Annotated in this window: 1 protein-coding gene; it reads right to left on the bottom strand. The window is 53.7% G+C overall.

Translation table 11 applies throughout. The features are described 5' to 3' along the window. Positions 1–49: 49 nt before the first annotated feature. On the bottom strand, positions 50–436 hold the full coding sequence (locus ABD982_RS11255) for a hypothetical protein (protein ID WP_345447670.1): 387 nt from the start codon (positions 434–436) through the stop codon (positions 50–52). Positions 437–620 lie beyond the last annotated feature (184 nt).

The raw sequence follows: 620 nt of genomic DNA, 5'->3' as shown, positions 1-620 counted from the left end.
TTGCGCCTAGGCATCTTCGCCGGCTTTCGAGTTGAACCACTCATCCCGTTTACTCACCTCCAACTTTCGGTGTCGCCACCCGAATACTATCAGCAGACCCAGAACTCACCATCCCAGAACCACCACTGAAAGCAGACTTGAAACCTTCCTTCAAAGCATCAGATATCTTCAGCTCTTCCTCCTGCGGATTCACCACATAATTACCCATACCCAAACCAAAATCAGCAAAACGATCCGCCGCGAACCCAGTAACACCAACAAGACCGCGCTCCACCACACCAGCATCAGGCCCCGCACTAACAACCTGCTGCCTCAACGGCGTCACCCTCGGCGACACCACACCAACCCCCACACCAGACACCGTCGCCCGAGCATAACCACCCACAGTATGCTCCTCAAAATCACCCAAACCATACGCCAAATTATTACTCGACACATTCGACACCACACCATTAACCGTCTGACCAGAGAGCGAACGGGCATAACCACCCACATTGAAGTGCCCCGGTTTTTGTTCCTAGGCTTGTGCCTTAATTTCCATTATTTCTCGACTGGGGTGGTGTTCCCAAAACTCGGCTTCGACTTCAGCCGGCGTGCGGTAGCCCAGGCTCTGGTGGAGC

The organism is Rothia endophytica, assembly GCF_039543885.1.
GTDB lineage: Bacteria > Actinomycetota > Actinomycetes > Actinomycetales > Micrococcaceae > Rothia > Rothia endophytica.
This window is presented reverse-complemented; position numbering and strand designations above follow the sequence as displayed.